Genomic DNA, 14,555 nt, shown 5'->3' on the forward strand with positions numbered 1-14,555 from the left:
GGATCCGCCCGGCCATCGGAGTGCCGGTGGCGGCGGAACCGGGGCACGATGGTGGTGGACGGACCACGAGGAGGGTGCCGCGATGCCGGGTTCCATGCGAGGTTCCAGCAAGGCGGACGGTTCCACCAGGGCGATGGCGGCGCTGACCGTGGGCGGTCTGGTCGTCGTCACGGCGTACACGGTCGCGCTCGGCGGCAATGGCTGGCTGTGGTTCGGCTGGGTGGTGCTGGGGCTGCTGACGGTGGCGCTGGCGGTCACGCAGTCGTGACTACAGTGGCCGCGTGAACAGCAGGGCCGCGTCCTTCGACGACCTCGACCGCAAGATCATCACCGCGCTGATGGCGAACGCCCGCAGCAGCTTCGCCGAGATCGGCGCCGCCGTCGGGCTGTCGGCCACGGCGGTCAAGCGGCGCGTCGACCGGCTCCGCGAGACCGGGGTGATCACCGGGTTCACCGCGACCGTGAAGCCCTCCGCGCTCGGCTGGCGCACGGAGGCGTACGTCGAGGTCTACTGCGAGGGCGCCGCCCCGCCCCGGCGGCTCGCGGAGGTGGTCAGCAACCATCCGGAGATCACGGCGGCGATGACGGTCACAGGGGGCGCGGACGCCCTGCTGCACGTACGGGCACGGGACGTGGAGCACTTCGAGGAGGTGCTGGAGCGCATCCGCGCCGAGCCCTTCATCCGGAAGACGATCAGCGTGATGGTGCTGTCCCACCTCCTCCCGGAAAGCCCCGAGGCGGGCGCCACCCAGGCCGCTCCCGAGTGATCGGCGGTCAAACCCGCCGAGCGCGCAGGTCTCGTGCGTCCCTACTGGCGGATGCGCAGCGATCCTGCGCGATCACGCAGCTTTCCTCGCTTGTCGTGCCTCGGCCGGAGTTTCTACCGTGGTGTCACCCCCGTGAGTAACACACTGGAAAGCGGAGGAAACCCTCTGTGGCCGAAACCCGTGTGCAGCGCCCCCGGCGCTTTCTGGTCTGCGAACCCAGGCACTTCACCGTGCAGTACGCGATCAACCCCTGGATGCGTCCCGACACCCCCGTGGACGTCGACCTCGCCCAGTCCCAGTGGCAGGCGCTGATCGACACCTACCGCGCCCATGGTCACACCGTGGACGCCGTGGACCCGGTGCCGGGCCTGCCCGACATGGTCTTCGCGGCCAACGCCGCCTTCGTGGTCGGCGGCCGCGTCTTCGGCTCGCTGTTCCACGCCCCGGAGCGCCGCCCGGAGTCGCTGCACTACGACTCCTGGTTCAAGACGGCGGGGTACGACGTGTACCGCCCGCTGGCGGTGACCGAGGGCGAGGGCGACCTGGTGTGGACCGGCCGGTACGTGCTGGCCGGCACCGGGTTCCGCACCACCCGCGACGCCCACCGGGAGGCGCAGGAGTTCTTCGGCCACCCGGTGATCACACTGACCCTGGTGGACCCGTACTTCTACCACCTGGACACGGCGCTGTTCGTACTGGACGACGACAACATCGCCTACTACCCGGAAGCCTTCTCGGCGGGCAGCCGCGAGGTGCTCCAGCGGCTGTACCCGGACGCGGTGCTCGCCACCCGTGACGACGCGATGGCCTTCGGCCTGAACTCCGTGTCCGACGGCCGGCACGTCTTCATCGCCCCCCAGGCCGAGGTGCTCGCCGAGCGCCTGGCGACGCATGGCTACGACCCCGTGCCCGTCGATCTGTCGGAGCTGCACAAGGCAGGCGGCGGCATCAAGTGCTGCACTCAGGAGATCCGCTCATGACCGCACCCGCGCACGCGCGCACGTCCGCCGACCTGATCCGGGCGGAGGAGCCGGTGCTCGCGCACAACTACCACCCGCTGCCCGTCGTCGTGGCACGGGCCGAGGGCGCCTGGGTGGAGGACGTCGAGGGCCGCCGGTACCTCGACATGCTGGCCGGCTACTCGGCCCTCAACTTCGGCCACCGCCACCCGGCGCTGATCCAGGCCGCGCACGACCAGCTCGACCGGCTGACCCTGACCTCCCGCGCCTTCCACAACGACCGGCTGGCGGAGTTCGCCGAGCGGCTCGCCGCGCTGACCGGCCTGGACATGGTGCTGCCGATGAACACCGGCGCCGAGGCGGTGGAGAGCGGCATCAAGGTGGCCCGCAAGTGGGCGTACGACGTGAAGGGCGTGCCGGACGGGCAGGCCACGATCGTGGTCGCGGCGGACAACTTCCACGGCCGTACGACGACCATCGTCAGCTTCTCCACGGACGAGTCGGCGCGGGCGGGCTTCGGCCCCTTCACGCCCGGTTTCAGGATCGTGCCGTACAACGACCTGGCCGCGCTGGAGGAGGCGGTCGACGAGACCACGGCCGCGGTGCTGATCGAGCCCATCCAGGGCGAGGCCGGGGTGATCATCCCGGACGCGGGCTATCTCACCGGTGTCCGGGAGCTGACCCGGCGCAAGGGGTGCCTGTTCATCGCGGACGAGATCCAGTCCGGGCTCGGCCGCACCGGGCGCACCCTGGCCGTCGAGCACGAGTCGGTCGTGCCGGACGTGCTGCTGCTGGGCAAGGCGCTGGGCGGCGGCATCGTGCCGGTCTCGGCGGTGGTGGCCCGGCGCGAGGTGATGGGCGTCCTGGGTCCGGGCGAGCACGGCTCCACCTTCGGCGGCAACCCGCTGGCGGCGGCGGTCGGCACGGCGGTGGTCGAGCTGCTGGAGACGGGTGAGTTCCAGCGCCGGGCCGACGAGCTGGGGCTCGTCCTGCGCGAGGGGCTCCAGGCGTTGGAGGGGCAGGGGGTGACCGGGTTCCGCGCGCGGGGTCTGTGGGCGGGTGTGGACGTGGACCCGGCCCTGGGCACCGGCCGGGAGATCAGTGAGCGGCTGATGCGCGAGGGCATCCTGGTCAAGGACACCCACGGCTCCACGATCCGGCTGGCTCCCCCGCTGACGGTGACGGCGGACGAGCTGCGCTCCGCGCTGGGGACGCTGGAGAAGGTGCTGGGGCAGGCGGGCTGAGCGTGCGCGGGCGGGGCCGGGGCTTCTTCAAGTCCCGGCCCCGCCCGTCTGCTCACTTCTGGGCGAGCAGGCCCTTCATCTGCTTGATCTCGGCGCTCTGTGCGGCGATCACGTCGTCCGCCATCTTCGTGGCCCGGCTGTCCCGGCCCTTGGCCTTCTCTGTGCGCGCCATCTCCACGGCGCCCTGGTGGTGGACGATCATCAGGGTCAGGAACTTCCTGTCGAAGTCGGCGCCGGTGCTCTTCTTCAGCGCGGTCATGTCGTCGGCGCTCATCATCCCGGACATGCCCGCCCTGCCGCCGTGGCGCGAGTGGTCCATGCCGGCCATCGGGGGCTCCTCACCCCAGGACTTCAGCCAGCCGGTCATGGTGCGGATCTCGGGGTCCTGCGCCTTCTCGATCCGGGCGGCGAGGGCCTTCACCTCGGCGGAGGCGGCGTGGCCGGGGGCGAGCCGGGCCATCTCCACGGCCTGCTGGTGGTGCGGGATCATGCCCTGCGCGAAGGTGACGTCCTCGGCGTTGTGGACGCCCGCCGTGGCGGACGCCGCCGGGGCGCCGTGGGCTGCGGTGTGCTTCTCCCCGCCGCAGGCGGCGAGGAGGACGACGGCGGAGGCGGTGGCGACGCCGAGCGCGGCGCGGCGGATCGCGTGGGTGGTGGTCATGCTTGCACTCCTGCTGATGAAAGTGGATGTGGGCACGCGTGGGAACGGCCGCGCCGCATGGGTGCGCGGTCGTGGGTGCCTCTAGATCCGCAGGAGCTGGAGTTCGGCCAGGGAGGGCGGTGCGCGGGCGCCGTCCGGCGCGGTGGCGGTACGGATACGGGGGTCGCCGCACGGTGCCGGCGCGCCGGCCGGGCCCGCGACGGGTTTCGGCAGCTCGGGCCCGCTGCTCACGGCCCCGGAGGCGCAGGTCGGATCGGCGTGGTGGAGCTTGTGGCCGCCGCAGTGGCCGTCCGGGCAGTCGCCGGGGGCGTCGAGGACGACGCCCGCATGGACGCGGTGAGCGCGCTCCGGGTGCCCGGTGCCGACGGCCGGGGCCAGCGTGTGCATGCCGAGCAGCCCCACCAGCACCGCGAGCACGAGCAGCGCGGGCGAACGCCGCTGGGGCGGTCGCGGGGGGCGCTCGTGGGCGGTGCCGGGCATGAAGGTCATCCTACGAGTGCCCCTCGCGCCCGCTGCGGCGGGACTCGCCGCTCAGCCCTTGGCGGGCCCCCGGTGCCGGGGTTCGTGGTTGCGGGCGACGATCGAGGCGTTCAGACAGGTGGCGTACGCGCACCAGGCCGCGTAGGGCAGCAGGACGACGGCCGCTTTGCGGTCCGTCCGGGCGACGCGGGCCAGGAGGCGGACATTGCTCGCGTCCAGCAGGAGGGTGCCCGCGAGACCGGCGAGCGGGCTGCGGAGCCGGAAGAAGAGGTTGCTCCAGCCGGCGTTCAGGGCGAGGTTGGCGGCGAATTCACCGGCCAGGGCCTTCCGCTGGGGCCCGCGAGCCGCGTTCAGGGCGCGGCCGCCCGCCACGGCGATGGAGGCGTACAGCGGGGTCCAGACCGCGCCGAACGCCCAGGGCGGCGGCTGCCAGTCGGGAGTGTTCAGCTCGCGGTACCAGCGGGCGTCCGGCCGCGTGGCCCGCGCCCCCGCGACCGCCGTCGCCGTGACGGCCCCGGCGCAGAGGGCGTAGGGCACCCAGCGGTGGGGCCGGCTCCGGACGGTGGCCGGGTCGAGCGGTACGGCAGTGCGGTCGGCCTTCGCGCCGGTGCTTCGGGTGCCCTTGTTCAACCCGACCGCGGCACCCCGGTCGGCCTGGGCCGCGCCACTGCGGCCGGCCTCGCCCGCAGCACTGCCGTCGCCCTCGGTCATGCCCTCCCCGCTACCCCCCTCCCCCTCCGTCATGCCGCCCCGAAAGGGCCGGTCGCCCACGCCCACCTCGCCCCGGCTGGTGAGCCGGAACAGCAGCACCAGGGACGGCACGATCAGCAGGCCCGCGACGACGGCGACGCCCACCACGACCGCCAGAGTGGCGTTCGGTGCCGCGGCCTCGGTGATGGAGAGGTGGGTGCCCAGGAGGTACGGCGTCTGGGCCACGCCCCAGCCGACGATGACCAGCGCGACCGCGCCCGCCGCCGCCACCCGGGTGCCGACGGTCCGCCTGGCCCACAGCAGGGCGAGTCCGACCAGGCCGCCGACGGCCGCGAGGACCACCAGGGGCAGCGCCGGCCCGCTGAGGCGGTCGAAGAGGCGCGGCGAGTCGGCCTGGAGGACGAAGATGCCGGCGATGCTGACCGCACCGGTGACCGCCCCGGCGGCCATCGCCCGGTCCCGGAAGTACCGGTAGAGCTTCTGGTCGTCGCGGTGCAGCGCCTCCACCGTCAGATAGGTGGCCGCGAGGTAGGAGCAGGCCAGGACGGCGAGGATGCCGCCGAGGATGCTGGAGGGGTTGACCCAGCTGGAGATCGCGTCGCCGTTGCCCGCGGTGGGCACGCGGCCGGAGGCCAGGCCGCCCGCGATGGCGCCGAAGCAGTACGGCGTCAGGACCGAGGACAGCGCGAAGGCGGCCCCGTACAGGCGTTGCTCCTCGGTGCGGACGGTGGCCTTGCGGAAGGCGAATCCGGCGCCGCGCAGCACGATGCCGAGCAGGGCGAGGATCAGCGGGATGTAGAGGGTGGTGGTGATGGCGGCGAAGGCGGGCGGGAAGGCGGTCCACAGGACGACGAGGCAGTAGATCAGCCAGGTGTGGTTGGCCTCCCAGACGGGGGCGAGGGACACGTCGATCAGATGGCGTGGCTCGCGGCCGCGTTTGGCGCCGCCCGCGATCAGGTCCCAGAAGCCCGCGCCGAAGTCCGCCCCGCCCAGCACCGCGTAGGCGACGACGCCGATGAAGAGGAATGCCGCGACCAGCTCGGCCATTTACCGCACCTTCCCCTCGGAGCGCTCGCGCCGGGAGGCGGGGGCGGCATCGGGGCCGTAGGGGACGGGGACGTTCTCGTCGCCCTGCTTGTGCCAGCGCCGCTTCATCGACAGCAGGACCCAGATGGCGCCGGTGCCGACCGCCGCGTAGAGCACCAGGACCCCGGCGAAGGTGGGCCAGAGGTTGCCCTGGGTGGTCACCGCGTCTCTGGTGCGCAGCAGCCCGACGACGACCCACGGCTGGCGGCCGACCTCGGTGACCACCCAGCCGCTCTCCAGGCTGAGGATCGAGACGATGCCGCACAGGGAGGCGGCGCCCAGGAACCAGCGGTTGGTCTGCAGGGTGTTCCGGCGCTTCCACCACACCCATACGAACCAGGCGGCGACGGCCAGCATCAGCATGGAGGTGCCGACCATGATGTCGAACGCCCAGTGCACGATGTTGACCTGGGCGGTGGTGGGTCTGATATCGGCCGGGATGGCGTCGAGCCCCTGGATGCGGGTCGAGGGTTTGAATCCGGCCAGGATGGAGGCCGCCCAGGGCACCGAGATGCCGTAGCGCGGCTCGCCGTCGATGAGGACGCCGCCGAGGGTCTCGGGGACGTGGGTGCCGGTGGTGGGCAGCAGTTCGATGGCGGCGAACTTGGCGGGCTCCCTGTCGAAGACCTGGCGGGCGATGGTGTCCCCGACGAAGATCTGCACCGGCAGGGCGACGGCGGCGGTGATGAAGCTGATCAGGAAGCCGAGCTTCTGGTAATGACCGCGCCGGCCCCGGATCATGCCGACGGCGTAGACGCTGGCCACCACGAATCCGGCCACGATGTAGGCGGCGAGCAGCATGTGCCAGAACTGGAGCCAGAAGGCGTTGTTGAAGAAGACCTCGCCCGGCCGGACGTCCACCACCTTGCCGTTCCGCATGGTGATGCCGCCGGGCTGGTTCATCCAGCTGTTGGCGGCGATGACGGCGCCCGCTCCCCCGATGCTGGCCAGCGCCACCGGCACGCCCGACCAGAAGTGGGCCCACGGGCGCATGCGGTCCCAGCCGTAGATGTAGATGGCCACGAAGATGGCCTCGAGGAAGAAGAACAGGCCCTCGATGGCGAAGGGGAAGCCGAACGCGGCGCCGTAGGTCCCCATCAGCCCCGGCCAGAGCAGACCCAGTTCGAAGGACAGGACCGTTCCGGTGATGGCGCCGACCGCGAAGAGCACGGCGGCCACCTTGGACCAGCGCCGGGCCAGCATCAGAGCGGCCTCGTCGCCCTTGCGCAGGCCCCGGTAGTTGGCGACGAGCATCAGGGAGGTCAGCGCCACGCCGAAGGGCACCAGGATGATGTGGAAGCCCAGCGTGAAGGCCATCTGCTCCCTGGCGGGCAAGAGCTGGTCCGGCTCCGCTGCGGCGGCCAGGAACAAGGGGTACCTGGCCAGGTCGACCGTCAACATGGACGGGCCCTCCTCTTCGCAGGTTCAGGCGCTCTCGGGCTGATCTGTCACTATTTCGCCCAATGTAACGGCTGCGGATGCGGCGTGTTCCGGCCTGTGGACAGAGCCGCCGGACAGGGCCGCTTCCGCGAATTCGCCGCGTGCCGGGCATGAGCCCGGTGTCCGGCGGTAACAGGTGTCTGCACAGGCCGCTGCGAGCGAGGGGGAGCCGTTGTTCTACCACTTGCTGAAGTACGTGCTGCTGGGTCCGGTGCTCCGACTGGTCTTCCGTCCCCGCATCGAGGGCCTGGACCATGTACCGGAGTCGGGCGCGGCGATCATCGCCGGGAACCATCTCTCATTCTCCGACCACTTCCTGATGCCCGCCATCCTGAAGCGCCGGATCACCTTCCTCGCCAAGGCGGAGTACTTCACCGGGCCGGGGCTCAAGGGCAGGCTGACGGCTTTCTTCTTCCGCAGCGCGGGCCAGATCCCGGTGGACCGCTCGGGCAAGGAGGCGGGGCAGGCGGCGGTCCGCGAGGGGCTGAAGGTGCTGGGCCGGGGAGAACTGCTGGGCATCTACCCCGAGGGCACCCGCTCGCACGACGGGCGCCTGTACAAGGGGAAGGTCGGGGTCGCCGTGATGGCCCTGAAGGCCGGGGCTCCGGTCGTGCCCTGCGCCATGATCGGCACGTTCGAGGCCCAGCCCCCCGGCCGCAAGATCCCAAGACTGCGCCCGATCACCATCCGCTTCGGCGAGCCGCTGGAGTTCTCCCGCTACGAGGGGATGGAGGACGAGAAGGCGGTCCTGCGGGCCGTCACCGACGAGATCATGTACGCCGTGCTGGAGCTGTCGGGCCAGGAATACGTGGACCGCTACGCCGCCGAGGTGAAGGCGGAGGCGGAGGCGGCGAAGACCCGCCGGTTCGCCCGGCGGCACTGAGTCGCGGGAACGCCGGAAGGGGCCGCCGGAGATCTCCGGCCGCCCCTTCCTTGTCGCTCGGAACCGTTACGGCTTGGGCGTGGCGTGCGGTGCGCAGGTGACGTCGGAGCTGTCCAGCTCACCGGTCAGCAGGTAGGCGTCGACCCGCTCGTTGACGCACGGGTTGACCAGGCCGGTGACGCCGTGGGAGCCGGCGCCCTCCTCGGTGATCAGACGCGAGCCCTTGAAGCGCTGGTGCAGCGAGACGGCGCCCTCGTAGGGAGTGGCCGCGTCCCGCGTGGACTGCACGATCAGCACGGGCGGCAGACCCTTGTGGGTGCCGACCTCGACCGGGTTCTGCTGCTTGGCGGGCCAGGTGGCACAGGGCAGGTTCATCCAGGCGTTGGCCCAGGTCATGAACGGGTAGTCCTTGTTGAGCCGGGTGTTGTCCCGGTCCCAGGTCTGCCAGCTGGTGGGCCACTTGGCGTCGGCGCACTCGACGGCGGTGTAGACCGCGTTGCCGTTCTCCGCGGAGATGTTGCCCGCGGTGTCCGACAGGTCGGGCGCGGCCGCGTCCACGAGCGCCTGGGTGTCACCGGCGACGTACTTGCTGAACACCGTGGCGACCGGCACCCACGAGGAGTCGTAGTACGGGGCGCTCTGGAAGAAGGAGATCAGCTCGGCCGGGCCGACGACTCCGCCGAGCGGGCTCTTCGCGGCGGCGGCGCGCAGCTTGAGCCACTGCTCCTGCACGGCGGCGCGGGTGGTCCCGAGGTGGAAGGCGGCGTCGTTCGCGGCGACCCAGTACTGCCAGTCCTTCCAGCGGCGCTCGAAGGCGATGTCCTGGTTGAGGTTGGCCTGGTACCAGATGTTCTCGCGCGCCGGGTCGACGACGCTGTCCACGATCATCCGGCGGATGTGGCCCGGGAAGAGCGTGCCGTAGACGGCGCCGAGGTAGGTGCCGTAGGAGACGCCCAGGTAGTTGAGCTTCTTCTCGCCGAGCGCGGCCCGGATGACGTCCAGATCGCGGGCGGTGTTCGGCGTGGTCATGTGCGGCAGCATCGCGCCGCTGTGCTCGGCGCAGCCCTCGGCGTACTCGCGGGCGAGCTTGCGCTGGGCGCGCTTGTCGGCCTCGTCGCGGGGCACCGGGTCGGCCTTGGGCGCCTTGACGAACTCCTGCGGGTCGACGCAGGAGATGGGGGCGGAGTGGCCGACACCGCGCGGGTCGAAGCCCACGAAGTCGTACGCCTTGGCGGTGTTGGTCCACAGCGCGCTCTTGGTGGTGACCCGGCGCGGGAAGCGCAGGCCGGAGCCACCGGGGCCGCCGGGGTTGTAGATGAGGGCGCCCTGGCGCTCCTCCTTGGTGCCGGTGTTGCCGATGCGGTCGACGGCGAGCTTGATCTGCTTGCCGTTCGGCTTGGCGTAGTCCAGCGGCACGGAGACCCAGCCGCACTGAATGGGCTTCTCCAGCCCCCAGTCGGCGGGGCAGTCCTGCCAGTCGATGCCGGCCTTGGCGGCGCGCGCGGCGGCCGTGGCGGCGCCGAGGGCCTTGCGGTCCTGGCCCCGGCCGCTGTCGGCGCTGGCCGCGGGCGCGGTCACCGCGCCGGCTATCAGCGTGGCGGTGACGAGCGCGCCGGCCGAACTGAGCGCCAGCAGACGGCTCTTCGGCTTGTTCTCCCTCAAGGGGTCCCCTCCCCGTGACTTCACTGCGAATAGTCAGGCGGGGAATCCTCTCGGCTGTGAGCCGTCTGAGAACAGGGTTGACCGACCTTCTTTACCAATCCGATAAACGGATGGTCATTTCCGATCGGCGGTCAGTAGCGCCAAAGCCTCGTCGAGACGGCGCCGCAGGGCGAGCGCGTCGGGCGCCACGGCACTGACGAGGACCGCCCGACCGGCGAGCGGCATCAGGGCGGTGCCCTCCCCCAGCATCCGGGCCTCAGCCGGGTTCGCCGGCGATCCGGGCGCCACGAGGACCAGTTGCCCGACCGCACGATGCCCCCCGAGCACGGCAGGCCCGTCCCAGCCGCCCGGCGCTCCGGGGCCGCACGACAGTTCCTGGTCGAGCAGCGGGGCGCCCCCGAGCCGGACCGTGAGCCTGCTGGTGAGCCGGCCCGGCTCCTCCCCGGCCCGCCCGAGCACCTGCTCTTCTCGCAGCAACAGCCGCGCGCCGGGCGCCAGTTCGGCACGGGTGGTGACGTGCAGGTCGCTGCCCCGCGCCGAGATGAGCTGCTCGGGCAGCCAGTGCAGCTCTCCCCCGGCGGCCACGTCGATCCGTACGTCGTAGCGGGCCTCACCCTTGGCCTGGCCGGGCAGCGCCAGGGTGGCGGCGGCCGAGCCGAGGTGCAGCCGGGCGCCCTCCCCCACGCGGGCCTCGACGGCGAAGCGGTCGCCGCCGAGCGGCCCGCTCATCGCGCCGACCAGCAGGACGCGGGCCTCGGTGCCGTGCGCGCGGGTGCGGCGGGGGGCAAGCGGGCCCCCGCCCTCCAGCACCGGGAGCGCGGTGCCGCCCCGGCCGTCGGCGCGGGCCTCGATCCGGGCGCGGGCGGTGACGCCGGCCGCCGTCACGCCGTCCACGCGGCGAGCCGCTCGCGCACCCAGCCGGCCACCTCGCCGACCCCGTTCTCGACGCGCAAGGTCTGGAACACCACGGGCAGTTCGGCCCGCTGCGCCTTGGCGTCGGCGGCCATCCGGGCGAGGTCGGAGCCGACGTAGGGGGCGAGGTCGGTCTTGTTGACCACGAGCAGGTCGGCGGTGGTGACGCCGGGGCCGCCCTTGCGCGGGATGTCGTCGCCGCCGGCCACGTCGATCACGAAGATCTGGGCATCCACCAGGCCCTTGGAGAAGGTCGCGGTGAGGTTGTCGCCACCGGACTCGACCAGGATCAGGTCGAGCGGGCCGACGGCGTCCTCCAGGTCCTCCACTGCTTCGAGGTTGGCGGAGATGTCGTCGCGGATCGCGGTGTGCGGGCAGGCACCGGTCTCCACGGCCGTGATCCGCTCGGGCGGCAGCACGGCCTCGCGGAGCAGGAATTCGGCGTCCTCGCGGGTGTAGATGTCGTTCGTGACCACGGCGAGGGAGAGTTCGTCGCGCAGCGCCCGGCACAGCGCGGCGACGGTCGCGGTCTTTCCCGAGCCGACCGGGCCGCCGAGCCCGATGCGCAGGGCACGCCGCTCGCCGTCGGGGCGGCGCGCGTCGGCGCTGACGGCCTCCGGGCCGGTGTGGGTGTGGTCGAGATGCATGTACGGCTCCAAGTGCGGTTCGTCGGGGCCTCTAGGAGGCGAAGAGGCGGACCGGCCAGGCGGCGTGCGCCTGTGCGCCGATCTCCAGCAGGGGTGCGGACGCGGCGGGCAGGTCGTCCACTCCCTCGGTCAGTGCGCGCCGGGCGGCCTCCACGGCACGGTCCGCCACCCGGTCCAGCTCGGGTGCCAGCCGGGCGAGGACGCCGGTGGCGTCGAACGGGTCGAGGCTGAGCAGCCGTACGGTGGCGGTCGCGGGGCCGCTCACGCTCTCGTACAGCGCGCAGTACGCGGCGTCCAGGGGCTCCAGGCCGGCCGCGCGGGCGGTGAGGCCCAGGACGACGGGCTGGTGGGCGCCCTTGGGGAACGCCTTCGCCAAAGCGTCCAGTTCGGGAGACGGCCAGGTGGCGCGGGCCGCCCGTACCAACTGACGGCCCAGCCGCCGGGCGGTGGTGCGCAGGGCGGGTGACGGGGTGCGGGCGTCGGCGGCCGCGTCCAGCTCATCTGCGGCAAGGCCGAGTACGGCCGCCGCCGCGAGGGAGGCGGCGACCAGGCCGGTGGTGTGCAGGCGTCCCCGGCAGAAGCGCTCCAGGGTCGCGGCGTCGGTGACGCGCCCCGCCTTGACGGCGGCCTCCGCCCCGCCGGAGTGGGCGTGCCCTCCGGCGGGGAAGCGGCCGTCGGCCAGGACGAGCAGGGCGGCCCGTGACATCAGCGGCATCAGAAGAGGAAGTAGCGCTGGGCCATGGGCAGTTCGGCCGCCGGTGCCGCCTCGACCAGCTCGCCGTCGATGTGCACGGCGAAGCTGTCGGGGTCGATCCGTACCTCCGGCATGGCGTCGTTCTCCCGCAGGTCGGCCTTGGTGACCGCCCGGGTGGACCGGATCGCCACGAACTCCTTGCCCAGGCCCAACCGTTCGGGCAGGCCGTCCTCGATCGCCAGCTCGGAGACGAAGTTGACGGAGTTGGCGGCCGGGGCGCGGCCGATCGCGCCGAACATCGGGCGGGGCAGGATCGGCTGGGGGGTGGGGATGGAGGCGTTGGCGTCGCCCATCTGCGCGTAGGCGATCTGGCCACCCTTGAGCACGAGCAGCGGCTTCACCCCGAAGAACGCGGGCTCCCACAGCACCAGGTCGGCCAGCTTGCCGGTCTCCACCGACCCGATCTCGGCGGCGAGGCCCTGCGCGAGCGCCGGGTTGATCGTGTACTTGGCGACATAGCGCCGTACCCGGTGGTTGTCGGCGCGGCCGTCGCCGGGCAGGGCGCCCCGGCGGCCCTTCATCACGTGGGCGGTCTGCCAGGTGCGCAGGACGACCTCACCGACGCGGCCCATGGCCTGGGAGTCGGAGGAGATGATCGAGATCGCGCCGAGGTCGTGGAGGATGTCCTCCGCGCCGATGGTGGACGGCCGGATGCGGGACTCGGCGAAGGCGAGGTCTTCGGGGACGGCCGGGTTGAGGTGGTGGCAGACCATCAGCATGTCGAGGTGTTCCTCGGCGGTGTTGACGGTGAACGGCCGGGTCGGATTGGTCGAGCTGGGCAGCACGTTGGGCTGCGAGACGACCGTCATGATGTCCGGCGCGTGCCCGCCCCCGGCACCCTCGGTGTGGTACGAGTGGATGCCCCGCCCGGCGATGGCGGCGAGGGTGTCGCCCACGAAACCGGCCTCGTTGAGGGTGTCGGTGTGGATGGCGACCTGGATGCCGGTGCGGTCGGCCACGGTGAGGGCCGCGTCGATGACGGCCGGGGTGGAGCCCCAGTCCTCGTGCAGCTTCAGCCCGACGGCGCCGCCCCTGATCTGGGACAGCATCGCCTCCTGCGAGACGGTGTTGCCCTTGCCCAGGAAGCCGACGTTGACCGGGTACGCCTCCATCGCCTCCAGCATCCGGGCGAGGTGCCAGGGGCCCGGTGTGACGGTGGTGGCCTTGGAGCCCTCGGCCGGGCCGGTACCGCCGCCGACCAGGGTGGTGACCCCGGAGGACAGCGCCTCGTCGGCGATCTGCGGGCAGATGAAGTGCACATGGGCGTCGATCGCGCCCGCGGTGAGGATGCGCCCGTTGCCCGCGATGACCTCCGTCTCGGGGCCGATCACGAGGTCGGGGTGGACGCCGTCCATGGTGTCGGGATTGCCGGCCTTGCCGATGCCAGTGATCCGGCCGTCCCGGATGCCGACGTCGGCCTTGATCACGCCCCAGTGGTCCACGACGACCACACCGGTGATCACGGTGTCGGGGGTGCCCTCGGCGCGGGTGGCGCGGGACTGGCCCATGGACTCGCGGATGACCTTGCCGCCGCCGAAAACCGCCTCGTCGCCGGAGGCGCCGGGGCCGCCGGAGCGGTCCTCCTCGATCTCGATGAGCAGGTCGGTGTCGGCGAGCCGGATACGGTCGCCGGTGGTGGGGCCGAACAGGTCGGCGTAGGCGGCGCGGGAGATCTCAGGCATCGAGGGCACCTCCGGTCTCGCCGCGCAGTCCGGGTACGATCCGGGCGCCGCCGAGGGGGACGAGTTCGACCTCGACGGGGATGCCGGGCTCGAAGCGGACGGCCGTACCGGCGGCGATGTTCAGCCGCCTGCCGTGCGCGGCGGACCGGTCGAAGTCCAGGCCGGGGTTGGCCTCGGCGAAGTGGTAGTGCGAGCCGACCTGGACGGGCCGGTCGGCGGCGTTGAGGACGGTGAGCCGGATGGGCTCGCGCCCGGGGTTGCAGACGACCGGGCCGTCCGCGAACAGCACCTCTCCGGGAATCATCGCGGCCTCCTCAGACGATCGGGTCGTGGACGGTGACCAGCTTGGTGCCGTCCGGGAAGGTGGCCTCCACCTGGACGTCGTGGATCATCTCGGCGATGCCCTCCATCACGTCGTCCCGGGTGAGCACCTTGCGGCCGGAGGACATCAGCTCGGCGACCGTCCGGCCGTCGCGGGCGCCCTCCAGGACGTGCGCCGTGATGAGCGCGACCGCCTCCGGGTGGTTGAGCTTCACACCGCGGGCCCGGCGCCGCTCGGCCACGTCGGCCGCCACATGGATCAGCAGTCGCTCTTGCTCGTGCGGGGTCAGTTGCACGTCCCACCTCACAGTCCTCGCTCCGGACCGTGCGGGGCCCGGTTGCCGCA

General features: G+C 72.2%; 16 protein-coding genes. 5 read left to right on the top strand and 11 right to left on the bottom strand.

Annotated features, from left to right (window positions below):
- Positions 1–82 precede the first annotated feature (82 nt).
- From E5082_RS11180 to rocD, 4 genes are all read left to right on the top strand, one after another.
- Entirely contained in the window at positions 83–268 is a 186-nt protein-coding gene (locus tag E5082_RS11180) for a hypothetical protein (RefSeq protein ID WP_135791094.1), read from the top strand.
- Positions 269–281: 13 nt separating this feature from the next.
- Positions 282–767 (top strand): Lrp/AsnC family transcriptional regulator, encoded by a 486-nt coding sequence (locus tag E5082_RS11185; protein ID WP_030809053.1) that lies wholly within the window; start codon positions 282–284, stop codon positions 765–767.
- 167 nt (positions 768–934) lie between these two features.
- A complete protein-coding gene (gene ddaH, locus E5082_RS11190; RefSeq protein WP_135791095.1) occupies positions 935–1,747 on the top strand; it encodes a dimethylargininase in 813 nt (270 codons plus the stop codon).
- Positions 1,744–2,970 carry an ornithine--oxo-acid transaminase gene (rocD, locus tag E5082_RS11195; RefSeq protein WP_135791096.1) on the top strand — a complete coding sequence of 409 codons (1,227 nt, stop codon included), beginning with the start codon at positions 1,744–1,746 and terminating at the stop codon, positions 2,968–2,970. The genes ddaH and rocD overlap by 4 nt, the downstream gene beginning before the upstream one ends.
- Before the next feature lie 52 nt (positions 2,971–3,022).
- Here the strand turns inward: rocD and E5082_RS11200 are convergent, their stop codons facing one another.
- From E5082_RS11200 to E5082_RS11215, 4 genes are all read right to left on the bottom strand, one after another.
- On the bottom strand, positions 3,023–3,631 hold the full coding sequence (locus tag E5082_RS11200; protein ID WP_135791097.1) for a DUF305 domain-containing protein: 609 nt from the start codon (positions 3,629–3,631) through the stop codon (positions 3,023–3,025).
- Positions 3,632–3,712: 81 nt separating this feature from the next.
- Positions 3,713–4,111: a DUF6153 family protein gene (locus tag E5082_RS11205; protein WP_190045243.1), complete on the bottom strand. Its 399-nt coding sequence runs from the start codon at positions 4,109–4,111 to the stop codon at positions 3,713–3,715.
- Between the two features lie 51 nt (positions 4,112–4,162).
- Entirely contained in the window at positions 4,163–5,869 is a 1,707-nt protein-coding gene (locus tag E5082_RS32895; protein ID WP_135791098.1) for a cytochrome d ubiquinol oxidase subunit II, read from the bottom strand.
- Complete coding sequence (locus E5082_RS11215; RefSeq protein ID WP_135791099.1) at positions 5,870–7,309, bottom strand: cytochrome ubiquinol oxidase subunit I; 1,440 nt, start codon at positions 7,307–7,309, stop codon at positions 5,870–5,872.
- A 211-nt stretch (positions 7,310–7,520) separates the two neighbouring features.
- Between E5082_RS11215 and E5082_RS11220 the strand changes: the two genes are divergently transcribed.
- Positions 7,521–8,231 carry a lysophospholipid acyltransferase family protein gene (locus tag E5082_RS11220; RefSeq protein ID WP_135791100.1) on the top strand — a complete coding sequence of 237 codons (711 nt, stop codon included), beginning with the start codon at positions 7,521–7,523 and terminating at the stop codon, positions 8,229–8,231.
- A 66-nt stretch (positions 8,232–8,297) separates the two neighbouring features.
- On the opposite strand, the gene E5082_RS11225 is transcribed toward E5082_RS11220, so the two are convergent.
- The 7 genes from E5082_RS11225 to E5082_RS11255 all read right to left on the bottom strand — a co-directional run bounded on the left by E5082_RS11225 (position 8,298) and on the right by E5082_RS11255 (position 14,505).
- Positions 8,298–9,893, bottom strand: a complete 1,596-nt coding sequence (locus tag E5082_RS11225) for an alpha/beta hydrolase (RefSeq protein WP_135791101.1) — start codon at positions 9,891–9,893, stop codon at positions 8,298–8,300.
- Positions 9,894–10,007: 114 nt separating this feature from the next.
- On the bottom strand, positions 10,008–10,778 hold the full coding sequence (locus tag E5082_RS11230) for an urease accessory protein UreD (RefSeq protein WP_135791235.1): 771 nt from the start codon (positions 10,776–10,778) through the stop codon (positions 10,008–10,010).
- Positions 10,775–11,452 (bottom strand): urease accessory protein UreG, encoded by a 678-nt coding sequence (gene ureG, locus E5082_RS11235; protein WP_135791102.1) that lies wholly within the window; start codon positions 11,450–11,452, stop codon positions 10,775–10,777. The genes E5082_RS11230 and ureG overlap by 4 nt, the downstream gene beginning before the upstream one ends.
- A gap of 31 nt (positions 11,453–11,483) precedes the next feature.
- Positions 11,484–12,158 carry an urease accessory protein UreF gene (locus E5082_RS11240; RefSeq protein WP_135791236.1) on the bottom strand — a complete coding sequence of 225 codons (675 nt, stop codon included), beginning with the start codon at positions 12,156–12,158 and terminating at the stop codon, positions 11,484–11,486.
- 8 nt (positions 12,159–12,166) lie between these two features.
- Positions 12,167–13,888: an urease subunit alpha gene (locus E5082_RS11245; RefSeq protein ID WP_135791103.1), complete on the bottom strand. Its 1,722-nt coding sequence runs from the start codon at positions 13,886–13,888 to the stop codon at positions 12,167–12,169.
- Positions 13,881–14,192, bottom strand: coding sequence for an urease subunit beta (locus E5082_RS11250; protein WP_135791104.1), 312 nt, complete (start codon positions 14,190–14,192; stop codon positions 13,881–13,883). Before E5082_RS11250 ends, E5082_RS11245 begins: the two co-directional genes overlap by 8 nt.
- Before the next feature lie 10 nt (positions 14,193–14,202).
- A complete protein-coding gene (locus E5082_RS11255) occupies positions 14,203–14,505 on the bottom strand; it encodes an urease subunit gamma (protein ID WP_135791105.1) in 303 nt (100 codons plus the stop codon).
- Positions 14,506–14,555 lie beyond the last annotated feature (50 nt).

Source organism: Streptomyces griseoluteus, assembly GCF_004784465.1.
Taxonomy (GTDB): domain Bacteria; phylum Actinomycetota; class Actinomycetes; order Streptomycetales; family Streptomycetaceae; genus Streptomyces; species Streptomyces griseoluteus.